The sequence below is a fragment of the Marinilabilia sp. genome (genome assembly GCF_016278715.1).
GTDB lineage: Bacteria > Bacteroidota > Bacteroidia > Bacteroidales > Marinilabiliaceae > Marinilabilia.
The window spans coordinates 1-6983 of record NZ_JADQBH010000251.1; the positions used below are offsets into that span (position 1 = coordinate 1).

The 6983-nt window shown below is 42.2% G+C and carries 6 protein-coding genes; 1 reads left to right on the forward strand and 5 read right to left on the reverse strand.

Features of this window, described 5'->3' with window-relative positions; translation table 11 throughout:
• The coding region (locus QZZ43_RS15465) for a GNVR domain-containing protein (RefSeq protein WP_291861289.1) at window positions 1–1767 on the reverse strand (1767 nt) is incomplete at its 3' end.
• A 14-nt stretch (window positions 1768–1781) separates the two neighbouring features.
• Window positions 1782–2486, reverse strand: a complete 705-nt coding sequence (locus QZZ43_RS15470; protein WP_291861291.1) for a polysaccharide biosynthesis/export family protein — start codon at window positions 2484–2486, stop codon at window positions 1782–1784.
• 630 nt (window positions 2487–3116) lie between these two features.
• Here QZZ43_RS15470 and QZZ43_RS15475 point away from each other — a divergent pair.
• Window positions 3117–3710, forward strand: coding sequence for a YqgE/AlgH family protein (locus QZZ43_RS15475; protein ID WP_291861293.1), 594 nt, complete (start codon window positions 3117–3119; stop codon window positions 3708–3710).
• A 729-nt stretch (window positions 3711–4439) separates the two neighbouring features.
• Here QZZ43_RS15475 and QZZ43_RS15480 read toward each other — a convergent pair.
• From QZZ43_RS15480 to holA, 3 genes are all read right to left on the reverse strand, one after another.
• On the reverse strand, window positions 4440–5312 hold the full coding sequence (locus QZZ43_RS15480) for an aminotransferase class IV (RefSeq protein ID WP_291861295.1): 873 nt from the start codon (window positions 5310–5312) through the stop codon (window positions 4440–4442).
• A gap of 10 nt (window positions 5313–5322) precedes the next feature.
• Window positions 5323–5946: a rhomboid family intramembrane serine protease gene (locus QZZ43_RS15485; protein ID WP_291861297.1), complete on the reverse strand. Its 624-nt coding sequence runs from the start codon at window positions 5944–5946 to the stop codon at window positions 5323–5325.
• A gap of 282 nt (window positions 5947–6228) precedes the next feature.
• A partial coding sequence (holA, locus tag QZZ43_RS15490) for a DNA polymerase III subunit delta (RefSeq protein ID WP_291861299.1) occupies window positions 6229–6983 on the reverse strand: 755 nt, incomplete at its 5' end.

Genomic DNA, 6983 nt, shown 5'->3' on the forward strand with positions numbered 1-6983 from the left:
GAATGATTCCGTCAGGGGTGACCTGGGGAATTCTAGCACAGGAAGTTTTTTTTCGGCCCGATAATGTCCAATGTGCGCTAAAACAGGTATGGAAGTGTAGTCTTCCACCACAAATCTGGAATTGATTCGGTTATTCACGCTGTCACCCAGAATGATTCCTATGGCAGGGAGCAGAAGTCCCAGCAAACCGGCAATGATTATGTTGGCCATTGGTTTGGGCGCGGTTTGATAGGTGGTTTCTTTTAGGGCCGGGTCAACTATTTTGTGATCCGAGACGTTAGAGGCCAGAGCAATTCCGGCTTCTGCGCGTTTTTGTAAGAGAAATGTGTAGATGTTGTCATTCAATGTAAAATCACGTTGTATATTTATATATTCACGCTCGGTGCCGGGTAGTTTCTGTATTTGCCTGTTGACTTCTGCGATTTGGTTTTCAATTGCCTCCAACTCAATTTGTGAAGTGTTGATGATGTTGCGGATGTTTTCCGTCAGGGCTTCTTTGATGGTTTCTATCTGGCTTGTAGCTTGTTGTACCTGAGGACTGTTTTTGCGGGCGGTCATCAACAATCTGTTTCGTGCGGCATAAGACTCAGCCAGTCGGCTCACCAGATTGTTGAGTGAAGGGTCGGCTATCCCCATGGTGTTGGGCACAATAACATCGTCGAAGTCGTTGCTGTTTTGGATATAGTCAAACAGATAGTCGTAGTATTTAGACATCCGTTGCAGATCACTTTTTTTGGTTACCAGTGACTCCAGTTTTTCCATGGCATAATTGCCTTCCGAACTGATATTGATGACTTTATTTCGGGTTCTGAACTTTTGAAAATCAGACTCTGCCTCCTGAAGCGAATCGGATATTCCACTTATTTGTTCGTCGATAAAAGCAATGGTGGCACTGGCAATACGGTTTTTTTCTTCCAATTCGCTTTCTATAAATGCGGTGGCATGGCTGTTCAGATAATTTGTTACTATTTCGGGATGGGGCCCGTGAAGGCTGAGTTCAAGTATAGAGGCGTCATCGAAATAGAAATTGACTTGCAGGTTATTGCTGAAGTCAGATGCCATTTTGTCCAAATCGTGAAAGGTTACACTGTAGTCGTATGAGTAGTAATCAGATTGTTTGTTGAACAGATCGGGGGCGTATTTATCTCTTAAAATAACATTAAACGAAAAATAGGGACTTCGAATAGACTGGCCAAATCGGAAAGTGTCTGTCTGAGCGATATTTTTTTCGTTAATGGTGGTTTCGAAGTGCAATAAATATTCCCGTGGCGAAAGGATACGAATGAAAAAGGGAGTGTTGTGCAGCTGTTTATCTTTTGCTTCTGATTTCACTTCAATTGGGGAGTTTCGATACTGGTTTCGGGCCAGTGAGTTGATGCGGAAGTTTCCCGGAATGCGCGGAATTTTTTGATAGCTGGTTGCCAGGTCTAAGGATTTAAGCGTTCTTCGGGCAAGTGAATAAGATTTTAGAATGCCAATCTCATTTCTGATATTGTCCTGGGTATCAAATGAAAGGTTTTGTATGAGGGCTTCGGCTCCAACGGGCTTGTTTTGTCCCGAACTTACCAGTACGGTTGTTTTTCCTTTATAGGTGGGATGGGTGAATTTATTGATGATGAAGGCCAGGGCCAGTGCCAGAAAAAGTCCTGCAATAAAAACATACCATAAATCAGCAAACCTCTGCAACAGTTTTGTGAAGTCCTGATTGTTGCCTGAAGAAAAGGCATCTCTGTGTTCGTTATTGGAAAGAGGTTGGTGATTGGGCATTTTCTTTCAGTTTTTTATTGATTGTCAAAATATTGCAGTAACACAATGATGGTGGTAACCGATGAAAGTATCATACTCATGGTAGGCAGGTTGATTTGAAAAGCTTTACTCCCTGATGGTTTTACATAAACCACATCGTTGGGTTTTAAAAAGAACGCAGGGGAGGTTAGCAGGTCTTTTTTTGTCAGATTTATTTCAAAAGTGGTTCTTCCTTCCGGAACGGTTCTTACTACCATGATGTTTCTTTTGTCGCCCAGGTCGGTTACGTCGCCTGCCTTGCCAATGGCTTCCAGAATGGTCATGTTGTCGTTGTAATGACTGTAAACCCCCGGTCGCATTACCTCTCCCAAAACAGTGACTTTGAAATTGAGTAACCGGACAATGACGGTGGCATCAATCAGATATTCATCGGCCATGTCTTGTATGCGTTTTTCAACTGCCTGAAGAGTTAGTCCCTTTACATTTAGTTCTCCCAAAACGGGAAGTTTTATTTTTCCTTCGCCGTTCACCGTAAATCCGTTGATGTATTGGTCGGCTTCCGAGGTCATGGAGGTGCTGAAACCGGTGGTGGGAGCGTTGTTGTAAAGTGCAGAAATTTCCGGATTTCCGGTTAAAATCCGTACAAACAGAATGTCGTTGATGCTGATGTGGTAATCTTTTTCAGGCTGATGATACACCATTGTGGTATCCTGAAAGGAGGCATTTTTTAGATACACCATTTTGCCGGGACTTTGGCAGCCTATGGCACCAAAAATAATAAGAAGGAATCCTGTGATTTTGATAGCAGACTTAAACGTGTTTTTTTGGAAATCTGTTTTTGTGCACATATAAATTGAGGTGTTTCCGGTGTTCTTGTAGCCTTTGTTTGTTTTTTATCAGGGCTCAATAACAAAAAGTTATCATTGCAATATTACAAATCACTGTTGACTCAGGAACGATTGCTTCGTTTCACTCGCAATAACTGCATTTATTGTAGAATGTGGGGTCGGGAAGGGGTTGTTTTCGGTTGTGCCGAAAACAACCCCTTCCCAACCCGAAAAATACATTGGTCTGAAAGTCATTGCGAACGTAGTGAAGCAATCTCATTTTATTTGGGGTTAACAGTAATTACAAATCTATGTTTTTCGCAATCCAATTTCCAGCTATAGACCTTGAGTGTACTGTTATATTTGATAAATGGATTAATTTGTAGGGCAAAGTTTTGGAAAGGACTTTTTTTTTTTCTTAATTTAGATATAGAAAACGGGTTTTGTTCCGATAAAGGAAGTTTTTTCCTTTTGTTAAAACAGATTTGTGAATTCATCTGTTACTTGATGACAAAATGTTTTCTTTTGAAAAGCTGAATTGTTATGAAAAATCTCGATTTTAATATTTTCCAGCCCAATAAAACCTCCCTTAAACCTGCTGCAGGACGGGTGCTCATTGCCGATCCCTTTTTGCAGGGGCCGTATTTTGGCCGTTCAATTATATTGATCACCGAGCATAACGATAATGGAACAGTTGGATTGGTTTTAAATAAATCTACTGAGCTCTATCCGGATGAAGTGATTGATGATATTCTGAGTTTTGAGGGTGAATTATTTGTAGGTGGGCCGGTTAGTTCCAATACGCTCAATTTTCTTCACACACTTGGCCCGTTAGTCCCGGGTGCTGTCCAGGTGACTCGTACTGTGTACTGGGGTGGAGACTTTGAGCATCTCAAACGAATGATAAATGAAGGTGAGGCATCCAGTCATTCGGTGAAGTTTTTTGCTGGTTATTCAGGTTGGGCTCCCGGTCAGCTGGATGGTGAGTTGGCTGAAAACAGTTGGGTGGTATCTACTCTTTGCGATGATTTTATCATGACCCGCGATGTGGATGATATTTGGGAAAAAGCAATGTCTCAGTTGGGCGACATTTATAAGACCTGGACTAATTTTCCACGTAATCCTGCTTTTAATTAGTTTCTGTCCATAAAGTACCACTTGCGTCGTTACGCTTGCCGCCAAAATACTCATTTACGATTAGTAAACTCCGTTTTTGGCGGCTTCGCAAGCCCCCGAAGAAAAATCGGGGCAGGCTTAGCAATTGGCACTTTCTGACCAGAAACAGCTCTAAGAACAAAATTTGCTTAATTTATGGACAGGCACTAATTAGTCTTTGCAAGAAAACACCAACTACTGCGTTATTCTCGTTTTTGAAACAGTCATCCCGAAGTGGCTTTTGTAAGGTTTTTACCCTAAAAACCAACAAAAAGCACAATCGGGACTCCTTGGTTTCAATCCCGATGTTTCGGGATCGAAAGTCTTGTATTTGGCCCTTTCTTATCAAAGGCTAAAAAACCTTGGTTTTCTTGCTGGAACTAATTACCCGGGAACAAACCTGTGCATTTTTTATTACTTCAAGCTGTTTCAAGTCTTGTTTGAGGCCGACCTTGGCAGGTGAGCCTAAAAACAAGGTTGTTTCATCGAAGAATCGTCTCTGTTTGAGTCTCACGCACGTAGTAAGTGAGATGAGTTTAGACGATTTCGATGAAAGAGCCGTAGTTTTTAGAGTGAAAGCTGGCAAAGTCTTGGTCTTTTTGTCCCGAAATAGGTTTTTGTTGGTTTTGGAAAATCAAAACCTTACAAAACCATAATCGGGATCAGGGTTTAAGGGATGAAATCCCTTATTGAAAATGTTTAATACACTAATTAACCGGGAACAACAGATTTTATTTTTTCATTTAACCAGCGTTCTATTTGTTTGGGAAGTCGATTGAAAAATCTTTTGTTCTCCATTGCCACCACCCATCGGATGCCACTTACCGAATTGGAAAGAAAGATTTCTTCCGCTTCCATCAGTTCCTCCTTTGTTGTTCCGCTGCACTCTTTTACCTGAATGCCGGAATCTTTTGCAAACTTAAAAATTTGCCGGCGCATAATGCCGTCTACGCATCCTGATGATAGTGTTGGGGTGTGAATGACCTTGTTTTTCACCCAGAAAAGGTTGGAACTGATACTTTCGATTATTTTCCGGTCCTGGTTCACTATGAGGCAGTCGTCCCAGTGGTTCTCGTTTTTATGGATGCCCGCCAGAATGGAAGGCGTGCAGGATAAAGTTTTGTATGCAGCCGTTAGGGTCCAGGTTTTTGGATAATTGGTAAACAGGCCTATCCGGATGCCTTCCTGATTGAGGTGATAACCTTTGTCGGGAAGCGGAAAGGCTTCCAGCAACCATGCCGGACTATTGGTCTCTGGCGTGTATAAGCCGCCATCGCGACGGAAAACCGAAAGCCTAATCCGTGCATCATAAAATATCCGGTTTCTAACAATTAATTTTTCAATGTGCTCCTTCAGGACATGGACAGGAGGAAGGCCTGCCGTTGTTAACTTTAAAGTCGCCATTCCTCTCAGCAACCTGTCGTAATGTTCTTCAAAAAAAAGCGGAACTGTTTTGTGGCAACGGATGGTTTCGAACAGGCCGTCGCCATAACGGAATGCCCTGTTTTCAGAAGTGAGAATAGGACGTCCTGTTTCATAATAATGACCGTTAAGGATAAGATATTTCTTGTTGCCGGGAGGCATGTTAACTGGATTAAAAGTTAAAACTAATCAGTTCGTTGAAAAAGTGAAGGGCCAGTTTGGGCTCATAAAACAGCGGGAATACTAACCCGTAAATAGCTCCGTAATAATGGGCGTCGTGACCAATGTTGTCCACATCCCGGCCAGCCATATACTTGGAGTAGATGATATACAATACCCCGAAAATGATTCCGGGAATGGGAATGATTCCAAAGAGCAGTATGGGGTTGTAGGGGTCGAAAAGGATAGAGGTGAAAACAATAGCAGAGACAGCCCCTGAAGCTCCCACCGCATTGTAATTCGGGTTATTTTTTTCCTTGTTGAGGGTTGAAAGCGTGGAAATACCGATGGCACTGACAAACAGGATGAGGTAGCGGATGACCGTTCCTCCCTCAAAAGCCAGGTCGAAATAGTACAAAACAGCCTGTCCGAAAGACCACAACACAAACATATTGATCAACAAGTGCATCCAGCTGCCGTGCACCAGCCCGTAGGTAAGAACGCGGTAATATTCATTCCGGTGAACAATCTGCCAGGCATTAAATTTCAGTTTGTCGAGGATGTCGGGCCTGCTGAAAGAAAAAATACTGACTGCAGATATGATGAGAATAATTATGATGTTGATGTCTAATTGCATAATGGTAATTTTTTTGATTCAAAATTGTGACTGATAATCCGTTTTCAGGCTCTTGGTATTTCCTGTCAATCTTTTTAATTAACCCGAACCATAAGCCAATTAAAACGGTTTTTTATGTCTTTGTTTGTTTCCCCGGTGTGCTCGTGACTGTAATTTCCCTGCCGGCATTTGATTACAAGCTGTTTGTGAACTGGCAGGGCTGATGTTCAACTCTCCGTTAATAAAAACTTTGCGTCACTGCGACTCTGCGTTTAGGCTTTCTTTTTACAAACTATTGTTGATTCAATGCATCATTTTAAAAATCATCTCCTGAAGCAGGTCGCCGGGTGTTGCAGAATTGTTGTTGAAACCTTTTGATTTCATGTCGTATTCGCGTAAAAGCGAAACGATCTGTCTGCTCTTGTTCCAGCCAAAACGTCGGGCAGCAGGCTGAAATTGTTTTTGCCTGAACGGGGTAATTCCCAGTGAACTCAGATTCTGTTGGCTTTTATCTTTGGTTGCAACATAGAGCATCAGCTTACTGAAAAATGAGAAAAGGAGCCCTATGGTCATTTGGATAGGATAATCCTTTGGATTTTGTGCAAATATGTGGGCAATTTGGTTGGCTTTATAGACATCTCCTCTCACAATAGCATCTTGTAGCTCAAAATTGTTAAAGTCCTTGCTGATGCCAACATAATCCTCCACATGTTGCGGGGTAATGGTTTTTACACCACTGCCTACTGCCACTTTCAGCTTGTCGAGTGCTTTAACCACATTGGAGAGTTTGCTGCCCAAATGATCTACCAGCATCATATTGGCTTTCGAATCAATTTCCAGATCCAGTGTTTTCAGGTATTTGCTAATCCATGGCCCCACCTGGTTGTCGTATAGTTTTTTTGTTTCCAGGGTAACAAATCCTGACTTCTGCAGGTCTTTCCAGATTTTGGCCCGTTTGTCGAATTTATCCCGGTAGTTGATAACCAGGATGGTGGTGGGAGAGGGAGCTTTGAGGTATGCTTCAAAGGGATTGGGACTTTTTTTGATGTCTTTTATGT